At 36.6% G+C, this 14,925-nt stretch carries 14 protein-coding genes and 3 pseudogenes; 14 read left to right on the forward strand and 3 right to left on the reverse strand.

Features of this window, described 5'->3' with window-relative positions; translation table 11 throughout:
- Positions 1 to 24: 24 nt before the first annotated feature.
- From AWT60_RS16275 to AWT60_RS16330, 13 genes and pseudogenes are all read left to right on the forward strand, one after another.
- A complete protein-coding gene (locus AWT60_RS16275; protein WP_041085158.1) occupies positions 25 to 1,206 on the forward strand; it encodes an MFS transporter in 1,182 nt (393 codons plus the stop codon).
- A 47-nt stretch (positions 1,207 to 1,253) separates the two neighbouring features.
- Positions 1,254 to 2,111 carry an AraC family transcriptional regulator gene (locus tag AWT60_RS16280; protein WP_041085157.1) on the forward strand — a complete coding sequence of 286 codons (858 nt, stop codon included), beginning with the start codon at positions 1,254 to 1,256 and terminating at the stop codon, positions 2,109 to 2,111.
- Between the two features lie 176 nt (positions 2,112 to 2,287).
- Positions 2,288 to 3,571: an MFS transporter gene (locus AWT60_RS16285; protein WP_041085156.1), complete on the forward strand. Its 1,284-nt coding sequence runs from the start codon at positions 2,288 to 2,290 to the stop codon at positions 3,569 to 3,571.
- A 17-nt stretch (positions 3,572 to 3,588) separates the two neighbouring features.
- Positions 3,589 to 4,539: a sugar phosphate isomerase/epimerase family protein gene (locus AWT60_RS16290; RefSeq protein WP_218677487.1), complete on the forward strand. Its 951-nt coding sequence runs from the start codon at positions 3,589 to 3,591 to the stop codon at positions 4,537 to 4,539.
- Positions 4,540 to 5,709 (forward strand): Gfo/Idh/MocA family protein, encoded by a 1,170-nt coding sequence (locus AWT60_RS16295; protein ID WP_073979981.1) that lies wholly within the window; start codon positions 4,540 to 4,542, stop codon positions 5,707 to 5,709. It begins immediately after the preceding gene.
- Between the two features lie 28 nt (positions 5,710 to 5,737).
- Positions 5,738 to 6,601 (forward strand): sugar phosphate isomerase/epimerase family protein, encoded by an 864-nt coding sequence (locus AWT60_RS16300; RefSeq protein WP_041085153.1) that lies wholly within the window; start codon positions 5,738 to 5,740, stop codon positions 6,599 to 6,601.
- A 281-nt stretch (positions 6,602 to 6,882) separates the two neighbouring features.
- Positions 6,883 to 7,851 (forward strand): AraC family transcriptional regulator, encoded by a 969-nt coding sequence (locus tag AWT60_RS16305; RefSeq protein WP_218677488.1) that lies wholly within the window; start codon positions 6,883 to 6,885, stop codon positions 7,849 to 7,851.
- 138 nt (positions 7,852 to 7,989) lie between these two features.
- Positions 7,990 to 8,160: a hypothetical protein gene (locus AWT60_RS18665; RefSeq protein ID WP_306299203.1), complete on the forward strand. Its 171-nt coding sequence runs from the start codon at positions 7,990 to 7,992 to the stop codon at positions 8,158 to 8,160.
- 25 nt (positions 8,161 to 8,185) lie between these two features.
- On the forward strand, positions 8,186 to 8,431 hold the full coding sequence (locus tag AWT60_RS18670; RefSeq protein WP_041085151.1) for an FGGY family carbohydrate kinase: 246 nt from the start codon (positions 8,186 to 8,188) through the stop codon (positions 8,429 to 8,431).
- Positions 8,424 to 8,903, forward strand: a pseudogene (locus AWT60_RS16315) (L-rhamnose isomerase); the annotation flags it as partial. The gene AWT60_RS18670 and the pseudogene AWT60_RS16315, both read left to right, overlap by 8 nt.
- Positions 8,904 to 9,160: 257 nt before the next feature.
- Positions 9,161 to 9,877: a (Fe-S)-binding protein gene (locus tag AWT60_RS16320; protein WP_041085150.1), complete on the forward strand. Its 717-nt coding sequence runs from the start codon at positions 9,161 to 9,163 to the stop codon at positions 9,875 to 9,877.
- Between the two features lie 20 nt (positions 9,878 to 9,897).
- The gene (locus AWT60_RS16325) at positions 9,898 to 11,322 is read left to right on the forward strand and encodes a LutB/LldF family L-lactate oxidation iron-sulfur protein (RefSeq protein WP_218677489.1); all 1,425 of its coding nucleotides are present in this window, start codon (positions 9,898 to 9,900) and stop codon (positions 11,320 to 11,322) included.
- Positions 11,322 to 12,035 (forward strand): LutC/YkgG family protein, encoded by a 714-nt coding sequence (locus AWT60_RS16330; protein WP_218677490.1) that lies wholly within the window; start codon positions 11,322 to 11,324, stop codon positions 12,033 to 12,035. Before AWT60_RS16325 ends, AWT60_RS16330 begins: the two co-directional genes overlap by 1 nt.
- A gap of 116 nt (positions 12,036 to 12,151) precedes the next feature.
- On the opposite strand, the pseudogene AWT60_RS16335 reads toward AWT60_RS16330, so the two are convergent.
- A pseudogene (locus tag AWT60_RS16335) lies at positions 12,152 to 12,415 on the reverse strand (MFS transporter); the annotation flags it as partial.
- Positions 12,416 to 12,418: 3 nt separating this feature from the next.
- On the opposite strand from AWT60_RS16335, the pseudogene AWT60_RS16340 reads away from it, so the two are divergent.
- Positions 12,419 to 12,663: pseudogene (locus AWT60_RS16340) on the forward strand (aldehyde dehydrogenase family protein); the annotation flags it as partial.
- Positions 12,664 to 13,039: 376 nt separating this feature from the next.
- On the opposite strand, the gene AWT60_RS16345 reads toward AWT60_RS16340, so the two are convergent.
- A complete protein-coding gene (locus tag AWT60_RS16345) occupies positions 13,040 to 14,338 on the reverse strand; it encodes an NAD(P)-binding domain-containing protein (RefSeq protein ID WP_218677491.1) in 1,299 nt (432 codons plus the stop codon).
- 64 nt (positions 14,339 to 14,402) lie between these two features.
- Positions 14,403 to 14,726 (reverse strand): ArsR/SmtB family transcription factor, encoded by a 324-nt coding sequence (locus tag AWT60_RS16350; RefSeq protein ID WP_218677492.1) that lies wholly within the window; start codon positions 14,724 to 14,726, stop codon positions 14,403 to 14,405.
- Positions 14,727 to 14,925: the final 199 nt, after the last annotated feature.

The following is a 14,925-nucleotide window of genomic DNA, read 5'->3' on the forward strand; positions in this document are numbered from 1 at the left end:
TTGATCACAAGTTGGAAATGAATCATGAAAAATAAAGTGATATTCTCCATTATTTCATTCATTTTTTGGTTTTCACAATTTCTATATGTGCCCGTTTTATCCCCCTATTTGGAGACATTAGGGGGTGACTATCTCTTAATCGGTCTCATATTAAGCAGCTATGGATTCCTGCAGCTTTTATGCAGACTCCCATTAGGGATATTAGCGGATTATATGAAAATAAGAAAACCTTTTATTCTGCTCGGAATTTTAGCCAGCACGATCAGCTGCCTCATATTTTTCTTAACAGAAGATTTGGTTTTTGCTTTAATTGCCCGCTGCTTCGCTGGATTAGCGGCCGCAACCTGGGTCGTGTTTACTGTGATGTATGCAAGTTATTACCATGAACATGAATCTAATCAAGCAATGAATCTCATTTCATTTATTGTCGTATTTGCACAACTTCTTGGAATGGGACTGAGTGGGTATTTAGTAAGTCAATGGGGGTGGCATGCACCATATTTTCTTGGTAGTTTGCTCTGTATCCTTGCATTTGTTTTACTGCTGTTTATATCTGAACCAAAACATTCTAGGAGTCGTAGTCAAATAGAATTGAAATCGCTCTTATTCACTTTGAAGAAACAAACGCTTCTTCAACTATCGTTTTTATCCATTTTGGCACACGCTATGATTTTTATTACAACGTTTGGGTTTACATCAGCTTATGCATTAAGTATTGGTATTCCTAAAAGCCAGTTAGGATTGACCACTTTCTCTTTTATGATTCCACATGCAATCGCACCTTTAATAATAGGTAAAATCGCTTCTTCGATAAGAAAACAATGGATGGTTTTAATCGGCTCATTTATGTTTGCCACAATGTGTATTTTTACAATGCCTATCACCACTCAGCCAGCTATTTTTTACATCATACAAGCGATGATGGGGCTATCATTAGGTTTTATTTTCCCTCTATTATTAGGTATGTGTTACCAGTCAGCTTCTGATCACATGAAATCAACGGTTGTTGGTGCATATCAAGCGATCTATGCAATAGGAATTTTTGGAGGACCCTTTATCGCAGGAATTTTCAACTCTTGGTTTGGGCTTAGTGCAGGTTTTTACTTTGCTGCCTTGCTAGGTGGAATTGCTACATTACTTGCTGCGAGATGGAAAAGCAAAGCGATGAAACATAATATTTATCATGACAGCATTGGCAAAATATAAAGTTTTCTTGTAGGTATAATCACAAATCATATAGGGGAGATGAATCCATGGGACAATATTTAGTACATCAACAAGCTACTTCCTCCAAGTGTTTAGATCAAACATTACCAGAACTCGTTTATGTTTGTCATGCCAATGAAGAGCACACTAATTTACCGCGAACAATGCATATGCATAAGCAAATGTTAGAGATTGTTTTTATCAAAAAAGGTAAAGGAAGGCACTTGATTGGCAATAACATATATGATGTCAAAGAAGGAGATATCTTAATATATAATAGTCATGTTTTGCATGACGAGTACATGGATCAAACATCTAGAATGAGTGTTTACTGCGTAGGAATGAAAAATGTTAAGTGCCCAGGCTTACCAGAGAATCACTTAGTACCTGAATCAATGTCGTGTGTATGGAACTGCGGGGATCAAGCTCATCAAATAGAAACTTTATTAGAGATGATCCTTTTCCAGGTCAAAACAAATCAACCTGGTCACCAAGAAACATGTAGTTATTTACTATCCGCTCTTATCTCATTGCTGTTAACCATCCCTAAAGAACAACCGCTTATGACAGAAGAAGTCTGCTGCTCTCTATTCTTAAAAATCAAATCATATATTGATCTTCATTATGCTGAAAATATCACACTTTCTTCTATAGCAAAAGAAATGAATGCTAGCCCTTATTATATTGCCCATTTATTTAAGAAACACACTGGATTCTCACCAATTCAGTATATCATTCGTCGACGGATTGGTGAGTCTCAATCGCTGCTAATCAACACGAATTTTACCGTTACACAAATAGCCGGTATGACCGGGTATGATAATCCAAACTATTTCACATCTTTATTTACAAAACTGATTGGCATATCTCCTAAAAAATATCGTCAATTATGGCGGGGTGTTTAAATGAAACTAGACTATTTTTAACACAAGATCGTGAAGGTTTTTGATGAAAATAACGATAAATATGACGAAACTCCAATACATTTAAACAATAATTTGAAGGAACAAAATGTTTTTGAGATTTATAATAAATACACAAACATATTGTATGCGCTTTCTTTTGTGAAGGAGGGAAGAAAATGAGTGAAAAAAATAAGCTTTTTTTCACTAAAATAGGTATTCCATACTCGCTAAGATGGGGATATCTTGGCATGATACTTTTCATGATTGGAGATGGATTGGAACAAGGTTGGCTGTCACCTTATTTAGTTGAAAGGGGACTATCCGTCACACAGTCTGCTCAATTATTTGCGGCATATGGTTTAGCTGTCGGAATAGCTGCTTGGGTATCAGGGGTCTTAGCTCAAATTTGGGGAATAAGAAGAGTGATGTGGGCTGGATTTATCATGTTTACGATATCTTCTATTCCTTTTATCGCTCTAGGTGTTTCCAACTTGAACTACCCTGTTATGCTCGTTACATATGTGTTAAGAGGTGTAGGCTACCCGCTGTTTGCTTATTCATTTATCGTTTGGATCACGTATCGGGCAGAGCAAAAAATATTGGCACGAGCCGTAGGATGGTTTTGGTTCGTATTTACATGCGGATTAAATGTTGCAGGGCCATTTTATTCCTCTATAGCGATACCTATTATAGGTCATATTTATGTATTATACACAGGTATCTTCTTTGTTTTGATAGGAGCCATTATCGCACTTGTGCTAACAAAAGATGAAGTGAAACAAAATACAAAAGATCAATCTTCTATCAAGGAGCTATTAAGCGGAATATTTTATATGTTTGAGCGTCCAAGGTTAGCGGTAGGTGCAATAGTCAAAATAATCGGAACATTAGGTCAATATGGATTTGCCATATTTTTACCTAGTTATCTCATAAAATACGGTTACTCAACTGAAGAATGGTTACAAATTTGGTCATCCATTTTCGTTGTGAATATTTTATCAAACTTATTATTTGGTTTTATTGGAGATCGCATCGGATGGAGAAAAACGATCATTTGGTTTGGATGTGTAGGCTGTGCTCTATCGACCATCGCCATCTATATAGCCCCGATGATAATTGGTCACAGTTTAATCGGAATGATATTGATCTCATGTTTATTTGGATTTTTTTTAGCGGGCTATGTACCTATTACGGCGCTAATCCCTTCTATGGCTCCAGCAAAAGACAGAGGAGCCGCAATGTCTGTACACAATCTAGGATCTGGTTTAAGCGTGTTTGTCGCACCATTCATTGTCAGCCTCTTTATAGAGCCGTTAGGAACAAGTGGCGTCATTCTCATCTTTGCAGCCTTATATTTATTTAGCGGATATTTAACAACATTTTTGAAAACTCATGAGGAGTTAGAACAAAACAAAAAGAAGACAGCAATACAAATGAATGTGTTAGATAAAACACCATAAAGCGAGGAGAAATGTCTATGTCTATTCAAATTGCAGGTGCCCCTTGCTGCTGGGGTGTTGATGATCCGAAAAATCCATACCTTCCTCCATGGGAAAGAGTCTTAAATGAAGCCTCACAAGCTGGTTGCCATGGAATTGAACTAGGACCTTATGGATATATCCCTTTTGACATACCAAAAGTCACAAAGGTTTTAACAGAATTGGATTTAACGATTATAGCAGGTACTATTTTTGACAATTTAGTAGATCAAGAAAATATTGAAAATCTCATAAAACAAGTGGACGATATCTGCTCTTTTATAACCAAATTACCCGCAGCCCCTGCATTAAAACATCATCAGTATCAAGCCCCTTATTTAGTTGTCATCGACTGGGGGCACGAAGAGAGGAATAAACATGCAGGAAGGCCGGAAGAGGCTCCTCGTTTATCAGAACAGAAATGGAAACAGATGATCCAGCATATTAAAAAGATTGCAGAACATGCATGGAATAACTACGGAGTCCGGGCTGTGATTCATCCTCATGCAGGTGGTTACATTGAGTTTGAAGATGAAATCAATAGGTTGTTACATGAAATTCCTCATGAAACAGCAGGTCTGTGTTTAGACACTGGTCATCTATACTATTCAAAAATGGACCCTATCGAATGGATCGAACGATGTGCGAACAGATTAGACTACTTGCATTTTAAAGATATTCATTTAGACACGTATCACCAAGTCATGAAAGAGCGCACACAATTTTTTGAAGCATGTGCTAAAGGAGTCATGTGCCCAATCGGTCAAGGAGTCATAGACTATCATAAAATTCGGCATCTATTAACAGAACTAAACTATGCAGGATACGTGACGTTTGAACAAGAACGTGACCCGCGAGATGCTGATACAAGCTTAGAAGATGTCAAACAAAGTGTAGATTTTCTGAACAAACTTGGTTTTGCAAACGAATTGAAAGCGAGGAATCGTTAAATGATTAATGGTGAAAAAATAATCGAGCGTCCCATTCGTTGGGCGATGGTCGGCGGAGGACGCGGGAGCCAAATTGGGTATATTCATAGATCTTCCGCTTTACGAGATGGGAACTTTCAGTTGATTGCAGGGGCATTTGATATTGATCCAGAAAGAGGACAATCCTTTGGAATCAACCTACATATCGACCCCTCACGATGTTACTCAGATTATCAGACAATGTTTGAAGAAGAACAAAAAAGAAGTGACGGTATTGAGGCTGTCTCGATTGCCACACCAAATGGTACGCATTATGAAATTTGTAAAGCTGCACTACTTTCGGATCTTCATGTGATTTGTGAAAAACCTCTTTGTTTTACAACACAAGAAGCCGAAGAGCTATTAAAGTTAGCAGAAGAGAAGAATAAAATTGTTGGCATCACATATGGTTATTCCGGCCATCAAATGATTGAACAAGGAAGACAGCTGATTGAGGAAGGGAAATTAGGAGACATCCGTCTTGTCAATATGCAATTTGCACACGGGTTTCACTCAGAGGCAGTAGAAAAGAAGAACGCTAGCACAAAATGGCGTGTAGATCCTAAAATGGTTGGACCAAGTTATGTTTTAGGAGACTTAGGTACCCACCCGCTGTTTTTATCTGAAATTATGTTACCAAACTTAAAAATAGAAAAGTTAATGTGTACAAGGCAAAGCTTTATCAAAGAGCGTGCTCCTTTAGAAGATAATGCCTATACAATCATGAAATATGACAATGGAGCGGTTGGAACGGTATGGTCTTCAGCGATAAATGCAGGATCTATGCACGGTCAAAAGATTAGAATTGTAGGCTCCAAAGCGAGCATTGAATGGTGGAGTGAACAACCTAACCAGCTTCGATACGAAATTCAAGGAGAACCGGCACAAATATTAGAAAGAGGTATGCCTTACCTGCACCCACTAGCCTTAGAAGAGGATCGTATTGGTGGTGGACATCCTGAAGGGTTATTCGAAGCTTGGTCAAATTTATATGCAAGATTCGCAAAAGCGATGGATAATACACGACTAGGTATTAAAGGTACAAGCGAAATATGGTTTCCACATATCCGAGCGGGCGTAGAGGGAGTAAGATGGGTAGAAAATTGCGTGCGCTCAGCAAATAATGGCGCTGTTTGGGTTGACTATATTTAAATTCATATCATAGAAAGGAGTTTTATCATTGCGATTGGTTTATGATCCATCACATTATCGAGACAATACAAATCTAAAAGACACCATTGATACAGTAGCACGACTAGGTTATGAATATGTGGAGCTATCTCCTCGTAAAGACTTCATTTGGTTTTATGAGTATCCAAAGGTGAACAAACAACTGATCAAAGATTTAAAAAAGTTCTGCAAAGATGCGGGGGTGAAAATATCCTCTGTTTTACCTGTCCAGCAATGGTCTTCACCAAATGAACAAGAACGACAAGCAGCAGTGAAGAATTGGAAAAGATGCATTGAGATTACTTCAGAATTAGAAGTGGATCTAATGAATAGTGAGTTCAGTGGTGATAAAAGCAGACCTGTTGAAAGTGAAGCAGCTTTTTTGAAATCGATGGATGAGCTGATGCCTATATTTGAACAAGAGGGCATCAAGTTAAACATCCAATCTCATCCTAATGATTTTATCGAACTAAACACTGAAGCCATTCGTATGATTAGAGCATTAGATAAAGACTGGATTAAGCTAGTCTATTCTGTTCCCCATGCTTTTTTCTATGATGATGGGATCGGTGATGTCGCAAAACATTTAGAGGAAGCTGGAGATCTTCTTGCTCACGTATTAATTGCGGATACCCTCAATCATAAAGCAGCTTTTGGATTGCGCTATATCATAAATCCACCTGATGCAAATGTAACCATTCATCAACACTTAAACCCTGGGGAAGGGGAAATTAACTTCGACGCTTTGTATCGTAAATTAAGAGAAATGAAATTTGATGGAATTGTCACAAATGCGGTTTTTGCTTATCCAGACCGTCCTGAATGGTCGAATGAGATCACTTTAAAATCGATTAAACAAGGTTTGCATATTTAAAGTAAGGATTATAAGACCGTTAAAGTTCATTGATAATTTACCGAATAAGCTATATATTGATGGTGCAAAAACATAACCTCAAACAGGTAAAAGAAAGGAAGGACGAAATGTCCTTCCTTTCAGCTTGTAGATAAAGTCTACAAGCTGAGACGGAGACTACTTCAAGTAGTCTTTTTTTAATAAGCAAGGAGTTAGACTCTATAAAAGAAAAAAGGTATGTGGGCTTTGGGTGAAGAAGTCTAATAAACAATGAAGTAAGATTATAAACAAAGGAGAAACCTATGCAACATGATCTTCTAAATCAATTATTAAAGATAACAGATGAAGAGGAACTGATTCTACAAAACAGAAGAGAGATAAATAATGACATTTATACCAATCAGTCTAATTTTATTATAGAAAGTCAAAAATTTCTCAATAAAGAGAGTATGATTACGGTTCGAAAACATACACGCTTTGTGGATTTTCCTAAACATAAACACGACTACATTGAGATTAATTATGTTTACAATGGAGAGTATAACCAAAAAATAGGGAATCAAAGAATAAATTTGCAACAAGGGGAGCTGTTATTTTTAAACCAGCATATTGAGCATGAAACTCAAGCTTGTGCAGAAGAAGACATTATTATTAATTTTATCATTTTACCTAATTTTTTCGATTTTATCTTTTCGTTTTTAACGACTGAAAATAGAATTAGTAACTTCTTAATTAATAGTTTATATAACAGTACTCAAAATGGACAATTCCTTTACTTTAAAGTTTCAGAAGTAGAAAGCATTCAAGAATTAATAAAAAAAATGATGATTGAAATTATGTCTCCTGCTTTTATGTCTGAATCCACCATTAAATTGTATATGGGTCTTTTAATTGTGGAGTTAATTAAACACGCTGATAAGGCCGAACATACAGAAGACTATCCTATACAACATTATTTAATTGTTGAATCATTAAAGTATATTGATGAACATTTCCAGAGTGCATCACTGAATGAATTAGCCTCAAAATTAAGACAGCCCGATTATGCTTTAAGTAAAGAGATTAAAAAGGCTACCAACTATACATTTAAAGAATTACTTCAAGAAAAACGTTTAAATAAAGCGAAAGAGTTACTTGAAAGTACAGATATGCCAATTGCCTCTGTTATAGATCAAGTTGGATATGATAATGTAAGTTATTTCTATCGGATTTTTAAAAACAAATATCATCAGACACCAAAGCTATTTAGAGAACATTTAGCAAAAAAATAAGATGCTGCTAAGAGTTCTTTTTTATTTTAAACAATTGCAAATAAGGACAATAAATAATTAATTTTAGACATTATTTTCTCCTTTTAGCTGGCTTATTATAAATACGTAAGCAAACGCTTTTATAAAAGGGTCATTAAAATGAAGAAATGTTGTTTAGCGGTTGATATTGGTGCTTCTAGTGGAAGATTAATAGCGGGTCATCTTAAAGATGGACTTTTAAATCTAAAAGAAATCCACCGTTTCGAGAATAAAATGGTTATAAAAATGGACAGTTTTGCTGGGAGCATGATCGATTATTTGAAGAAATAAAAAGGGAATTCATCAATGTAGTGAAATGGGGTTATCTCCAGAAAGTATCGGTATTGATACATGGGCAGTAGACTTTGTTTTACTAGATGAATGGAACAAACCTTTAACAGATTTTGTCGCCTATCGCGATTCGAGAACAGACGGGATGATGGATGAGGTTTTTAAAACATTCATGAAGGAACGTCTGTATCTAGAGACAGGAATTCAATTTCAAAAATTTAATACGATTTATCAACTTTATTCAATCAAACAAAATCATCCGGCCGACTGAAACTGTATCAAACAAAATTTCCTCTATGCTGCTTTACAGTGACAAGCTTGCCCTTCATGTTTCTCGTCCTGTTCGCTGGGACAGTGATCATGTTGTGACGCTGGATGATGAGTTACGTGAAATTGGTCTCGAAATTGTTCGAAATCAAGCATTGGATAAAGTGATGATTGGCCTTGATTTCTTTGATGCAAGTATTAACCGAGTTGCAGCATGGACAATTGGAACAAGAAACATGATTAAATATTTACTATATGCAATGTTAATACCAAATGAACATTTAAAACAGTTACAGGTAGATGGAAACTTTACAGAAAGATTAGCATTAATAGAGGAATTCAAAACGTATCCTTTTGGTGCAATCTGGGATTACTATTGTGAAAAAATGGACGTGCCTGTAAAAGAAACATGGCTGGAAGAAGTGAAACAATATGAGCAAGATGTATTAACAAAAAGAAACTCTGTTTTAGCCTAAAAAATCATGAAGAGCTAACTAGTAAATTTACAAAGAGATTCAGTCAGGGGGAGGGTCTAATAGATCAATTCCCCTGTTTATATTACAAGGATTAATAGGTTATTTTCTAGTATATATGTGCTATGGGGTTAATTGAAATGCGACAATGAGAAGGGGCCTATTCAATCTCACATACAAAACAGAGAGGGACCTGCTTTTACTTTTCAGTCATCAGCCGACCAGGTAAATCTAAATATTAGTTAAGAGGAGGTTCGAAAATGAAAGTGAGCTTATTTATTACATGTTTAATTGATACTTTCCAGCCGCATGTCGGTAAGGCAACAGTTGAGATACTTGAACGTCTTGGTTGTGAAGTATCATTTCCTACATCACAAGTATGTTGTGGTCAGCCCGCCTATAATAGTGGCTATGTTGCCGAAGCCAAGCAAGCAGCAAAAAATATGATTCAAACGTTTGAAGATGTAGAGTATGTAGTGACTCCCTCTGGTTCTTGTGCAACGATGTTCCACGAATATCCACATATATTCAAAGGAGATGTTCAATGGGAGGAGCGAGCTAGACGTCTTGCTGAGAAAACGTATGAACTAACTCAATTTATTGTAGAGGTTTTAAAAGTTACAGATGTAGGGGCACGTTTAAAAGGGAAAGCGACCTATCATACATCTTGTCATATGACACGTTTGTTAGGTGTAAAGGAAGCACCTTTTACGCTGCTTTCTAATGTAAAAGGATTAGAAGTTGAGCACCTTCCTAACGCCCAAAATTGCTGTGGATTTGGTGGAACTTTTTCTGTGAAAATGATGCCAATATCTGAACAAATGGTAGACGAAAAAGTAGAAAGTGTTGAGCAGACAGGTGCGGACTATTTAATTAGTGCAGATTGTGGATGTTTGATGAATATTGGAGGACGAATAGAACGTTTAGGAAAAGCAGCGCGAGTACTGCATATTGCAGAGGTATTAAATAGCCGTTAATTCAAGGGGGGGAACAAGGCATGAGCATGAAAATTAGTGATAAAAAATTTAATGAACGTATTGATAAAGGAATCCAAGATTCTACAATGCGTGAAGCTGTGTCTACAGCTCAAGAACGCCTGTATACACGTCGTTTGGCAGCTAGTGAAGAGCTTGGGAACTGGGAAGAATGGCGCGATTTAGGCGAGCAAATCCGTCAACACACGCTGGAGAACTTAGATTATTACTTAATGCAATTAAGTGAAAATGTTACAAAACGTGGGGGACATGTCTTTTTTGCGAAAACAAAAGAGGACGCTGCTCAATACATTAAGGAAGTTGCAGAAAAAAAACAAGCCAAGAAAGTCGTTAAATCCAAATCAATGGTAACCGAAGAAATCGAAATGAATAAAACTTTAGAAGACATAGGTTGTGAAGTAGTAGAAAGTGACCTAGGCGAATACATTTTGCAAGTTGATGATCATGAACCACCTTCCCACATCGTAGCGCCAGCTCTTCATATGAAAAAAGAACAAATTCGTGATGTATTTCAAGAAAAGCTGGGTTATGGAAAGTCGGAGGATCCTTACGAGATGACAAAATTTGTTCGTAAAATCCTGCGCGAAAAATTTCTTGAAGCAGAAATCGGTGTCACCGGTTGTAACTTTGCCGTTGCAAATACAGGGTCAATTTGTTTAGTGACCAATGAAGGAAATGCAGACCTTGTAACGGCCATTCCTAAAACACAAATTGCTGTAATGGGAATGGAACGTCTTGTACCAACAATGGAGGAGCTGGATGTACTCGTTGGATTGCTTTGCAGAAGTGCAGTAGGGCAAAAACTAACTAGTTACATTACGACAGTAGGGCCTAAATATGAAGAAGAGGCAGATGGTCCAGAAGACTTTCACCTTGTTGTTGTTGATAACGGCCGTTCTGAAATCTTAGGGTCTGAGTTCCAGCAAGTATTACAATGCATCCGCTGCGCAGCATGTATTAATGTATGTCCAGTATATCGTCATGTCGGAGGACATTCTTATGGCTCTATCTATCCGGGGCCAATTGGTGCAGTATTAAGTCCACTATTAGGTGGATATGACGATTATAAAGAACTGCCATATGCATCAACTCTTTGTGCAGCATGTACTGATGCTTGTCCAGTTAAAATTCCGCTACACGAACTACTTTTAAAACATCGTCAAGTAATTGTTGAAAAAGAAGGACGTGCTCCTCTTGCTGAGAAACTCGCGATGAAAATGTTTGGAATGGGAGCATCATCTGCTGCTCTATACAAACTAGGTACAAAAATGGCACCTACAGCTATGATGCCCATTGTATCTGGAGATCGCGTCTCCAAAGGAATTGGCCCATTAAAAAATTGGACTGAAATTCGAGAATTTCCAGCACCAAGTAAAGAACGTTTTCGAGACTGGTTTGATGATCATAAAAAAGGTGGGGGAAAATAATGAGAGGAACAGCTCAAAATCAGGAAGTTTTTTTAAATCATGTGGCTAAACAACTGGGACGTGAAAGACGAATAAGTGGTGTTGTACGACCAGAATGGAAGAATAACGTAAACTGGGATGTAATGAAAGGTTATACAGAAAAAGAGTTAATCGCTGCATTCACAGAGCACTGCAGCAAAATTCATACTACTGTTTTTGAAACAACAAAAGATCACTTAGCTGAATCTTTAAAGAAAATTGTTTCTGAACATGGCGGGGGGCCTGTGATGATAGCCCAGGACTCACGTTTTAAAGAATATGGCTTAACAGATTTACTTGAAAAAGAATGGCCGGCAGAAAATATAGAGGTAAATGTATGGGATTCAAAAAAAAGACGTGAAGCGAATCATTCCCTCGCCGAAAAAGCCAATTTTGGTATTACATTCAGTGACTATGCACTTGCGGAGTCAGGAACAATTGTTGTAAAAACTCATGAGGGACAAGGGCGAGCACTTCACTTTTTGCCAACTGTCTATGTCACAATTATCCCGCGTGAAACGATTGTGGCACGTATTACACAGGCTGTCTTTGACCTAAACCAACGTGTGGAAAAGGGAGAAGCTGTTGCTTCTTGTATTCACTTTATTTCGGGACCAAGCAATTCTGCAGATATCGAAATGAATTTGGTCGTGGGTGTGCATGGACCTTTAAAAGCTTTTTATTTAATTGTCTGAGGATGGTTGGAGAAAAAGATAAAAGTTGTTGGTTTAATTAAAGCAGGGGAGAGCAGAAAAAAATAGCCAAGCTTCTCAAAGAAAGCTTGGCTATTTTCTTATTTTAGTATATTCTCTTAAGCGCTGTATCGTTCCTTTTCAATTTCTTTTAATGACTTTCTTCTTGTTTCTGGTGCCATTACTAATCCAATAATTGCAGCAATTACTAGGAACCCAATCATAAATGTAGAAATCATCGTTGGAATTACAAGTGATATAAGGCCGACGGCTACACGCGCTGTACAAAAAAGGAATCCTTGTGCCTTTGCACGGTATTTTGTATGAAATAACTCACTTGACCAAAGACCATAAAATGCTTGAGCACCAAAACCAGCTGCAGTCCTGCGAATGATTGCCAATACGGACTAACATCATCTATCTTTACACAGAATTTAGATACAGCGATGCGTGCTGCAAATGAGTTACTATTCGGTGAAACATACATTAACCGTGAAAACTTTGAAGCCATTCAGGGATTCCACGCGGGTCGTAAGAATCTGGAATTAGCGGAGCAGATGGTAAACACGGTTTAGAAGAATTTTTACAAACTCATGTTGTTTATATGCAGCATAACCCAAACAAAAAATAAGATAAGAGAAAGATAACTTAATATTCCATAGGATTTATCAATAAACAGCTGTTTTATCATTTAATGAGACGCGTATTAAAGACCAAAAGATTAAACTCTTTTGGTCTTTTTCATCCCTAAGTGAAAGTGGGGGTTGCTGATTTATCTATATATCAGCCGTAATCAAAGGGGGAAAGGGATTGGTAAAGGACTCTTATCTAATATAAAGAAGCAGTTAAATCTCAAATACATAAAATTGTTTTATTCAACTTCCCATTAAATGAATTAGGACAAAGTTTATATAAATCGATGGGGTAGCATATTCAAAGAACAAGGGAGAATCGATAATCATTATGTTGATGTAATGGCGATGGAAAAAATATTACCTGCTTTTTATTTATCCATCAATACAACAAGACGTTTTCACAACTTTAGGTTTTAAAGCAACTTTACAAACACCCGTTTCAGGTAACTTAAGTTCTACACGCTCAGCAGATTCTTTATCACCAGTCATATAAGCAACAACAGATCGAGCCTGCTCATAACCGGTGGCTAATAAAAATGTAGGTGCTCTTCCATAACTTTTGGAACCAATGATATAAAAGTTTGTTTCTGGTTGTCTCAGTTCTTTTTCACCATGTGGTCGTACAGTGCCACAACTGTGTATGTTAGGATCAATAAGGTCAGCTAGATCCGGCACGCACTCTAATGCTGAATCAAATGTATGGCGAATTTCTCTTAGGAATTTAAAGTCAGGTCTTGCTCCAGTATTCGCAATCACTTCATCTATATTATCAATTGTTATTTCTTCTTTATTCTGGATGCCAATGATTTTTAATTTGCTATTATAAGTTTGTTCAATATTTTGAATCAACATTGAAGGGAATACCCTTACTAATCCATTATCTAAAATATGTCTCAATCTAATACCTAATTGACCTCTTGCAGGCAATTGATCATTGTTTTCTCCTCCAAATACCTCACTAATATCCCGCTTTCTTAAAATCCATATGATTTCTGTGTTTTTTGATGTCTCTTTTAGCTCTGCCAGCTCGAGCAAAGAGTTAACAGCAGAATGCCCACTGCCAACCACTGCAACTGTTTTATTCTGATACCGAATCAGATCGCGATTTAAAATATCAGGAATGCCATAATAAATTCGATCAGCAACTCTTTTTTCATTTTCTGTCATAATCCCTTCAGCATTTATTGGGTTAGGGTTTTTCCACGTACCAGTGGCATCTATAACTGCCTTTGCCTCGTAAGTTTTTTCTTCTTGATTATTTAATTTCACTCGAATGATAAAAGGCACTAGATCTCTGTCTTTTGTTTTGACTTTATCAACACCTTTTTTGCCAACATGGAGAACTGGGCTATTTAAATAAATATGTGGCTTCATTTCTGGTAGTTCAGTTAGTGGTCTTAGATATTGGGTAACAATTTCTTTTCCTAATGGGAGTTCATCTTTACAAGGAAGGGGGATCTGGTGTTTTTCTAGCAATTCCCTTGCAGCTTGATCAATATTAAACTCCCATGATGAAAACAGGCGTACATGTCCATAATCTAAAAAATGATTCCCAATTTGTTTGCCTGATTCAAATAAGAGGAATGATTCATTTCTTTTAATAAGATGTGCAGCTGCGGCAATACCAACTGGGCCGCCGCCAATAATAACTACTGGTAAATTTTCTTTCATTTTATGTAGCTCCTTATAAATCAAATTTTTTTGATTAATTAATTAATTAAAAATAATTCCCTTCCTAGCAAGAAGGGCGAAATAAGCAACATAGCTCTGGTGAAAGTAAATGATTCACTTCTTTTTCATTTAATGAATAATAGCTCCATGTACCTCTTGTTTCTTTTGTGATTAAATCTGCATCTAATAAGATTTTTAAATGATATGACAATTTAGATTGTGTCATCTGAAATTGCTCAATTAGATCACAAACACAAGTAGGGCCGTTTTCGCAAAGAACGTTTAATAAATGCAGCCTTTTTTTATCAGATAATGCTTTGAACTTCAGTTCGTAATACTCAAATGTATCCACTAGCTGTTTATTTTCTAAGGGAAAGGAAAGGGACATAGAATTCTCCTTTTTCATTAATCAATTTTTTTTGATGAATAAATCATAAAATAAATTAAAAAGAAAATCAATCGATAATTTTCACGAGAATAAATTTTTGTTTAAATTCATATAATCAATTGATTATATAAGTTTTCAGTTATATACTGTTGAAGGAGTTGATAACAGGGACCGACACCAATAGTTGAAAAGAGGGGGT

It is taken from the genome of Bacillus sp. F2HM, from assembly GCF_019266135.1.
Taxonomy (GTDB): Bacteria; Bacillota; Bacilli; order Bacillales; family Bacillaceae; genus Bacillus; species Bacillus safensis.

Bases quoted from the DNA above. Each gene is read 5' to 3' on its own strand.
- AWT60_RS16330 (WP_218677490.1), top strand. From the start codon at position 11,322: ATGAGAGGAACAGCTCAAAATCAGGAAGTTTTTTTAAATCATGTGGCT.
- AWT60_RS18670 (WP_041085151.1), top strand. From the start codon at position 8,186: ATGGGGTTATCTCCAGAAAGTATCGGTATTGATACATGGGCAGTAGAC.
- AWT60_RS16325 (WP_218677489.1), top strand. From the start codon at position 9,898: ATGAGCATGAAAATTAGTGATAAAAAATTTAATGAACGTATTGATAAA.
- AWT60_RS16290 (WP_218677487.1), top strand. From the start codon at position 3,589: ATGTCTATTCAAATTGCAGGTGCCCCTTGCTGCTGGGGTGTTGATGAT.
- AWT60_RS16320 (WP_041085150.1), top strand. From the start codon at position 9,161: ATGAAAGTGAGCTTATTTATTACATGTTTAATTGATACTTTCCAGCCG.
- AWT60_RS16275 (WP_041085158.1), top strand. From the start codon at position 25: ATGAAAAATAAAGTGATATTCTCCATTATTTCATTCATTTTTTGGTTT.
- AWT60_RS16350 (WP_218677492.1), bottom strand. From the start codon at position 14,726: ATGTCCCTTTCCTTTCCCTTAGAAAATAAACAGCTAGTGGATACATTT.
- AWT60_RS16345 (WP_218677491.1), bottom strand. From the start codon at position 14,338: ATGAAAGAAAATTTACCAGTAGTTATTATTGGCGGCGGCCCAGTTGGT.
- AWT60_RS16295 (WP_073979981.1), top strand. From the start codon at position 4,540: ATGATTAATGGTGAAAAAATAATCGAGCGTCCCATTCGTTGGGCGATG.
- AWT60_RS16305 (WP_218677488.1), top strand. From the start codon at position 6,883: ATGCAACATGATCTTCTAAATCAATTATTAAAGATAACAGATGAAGAG.
- AWT60_RS16285 (WP_041085156.1), top strand. From the start codon at position 2,288: ATGAGTGAAAAAAATAAGCTTTTTTTCACTAAAATAGGTATTCCATAC.
- AWT60_RS18665 (WP_306299203.1), top strand. From the start codon at position 7,990: ATGAAGAAATGTTGTTTAGCGGTTGATATTGGTGCTTCTAGTGGAAGA.
- AWT60_RS16280 (WP_041085157.1), top strand. From the start codon at position 1,254: ATGGGACAATATTTAGTACATCAACAAGCTACTTCCTCCAAGTGTTTA.